General features: G+C 54.6%; 1 protein-coding gene. It reads left to right on the top strand.

From position 1 onward, the window contains the following. Window positions 1-260: hypothetical protein (locus EN749_RS37310; protein ID WP_210214785.1), on the top strand; the 260-nt coding region annotated here is incomplete at its 5' end. Window positions 261-405 lie beyond the last annotated feature (145 nt).

Below are 405 nucleotides of genomic sequence, written 5' to 3' on the forward strand. Positions count from 1 at the left end.
TGATTACGCTGTGCTGTCAGGGCTTTGGGAGCCTGCTGGGCTACCGCCTGGGCGGTGTGATGATGGAAAAAATGTTCGCATACAAAGAGCCGGTGAATGGGCTGACCTTCAACTGGGCCGGAATGTGGGCGTTTGGTGCAATCATGATTGCCGTGATTGCCGTGCTGTTTATGCTGTTTTTCCGCGAATCGGATAAAGAGATCACCGCAATTGAGGTGGTTGATGGCGATGCCGCGCTGACACAAGGGGAAGTTAAATGAAACAAGAACGTGTTCTCGGTGCTCTTTACGGGCAGGCGTTAGGGGATGCGATGGGCATGCCGTCGGAGCTGTGGCCGAGAAAGCGCGTTAAAGCGTACTTCGGCTGGATCGACCGCTTTTTACCCGGCCCGGCAGAGAATAATGC

It is taken from the genome of Mesorhizobium sp. M7A.F.Ca.ET.027.02.1.1, from assembly GCF_004022985.1.
In the GTDB taxonomy this organism is placed as follows: Bacteria; Pseudomonadota; Alphaproteobacteria; order Rhizobiales; family Rhizobiaceae; genus Mesorhizobium.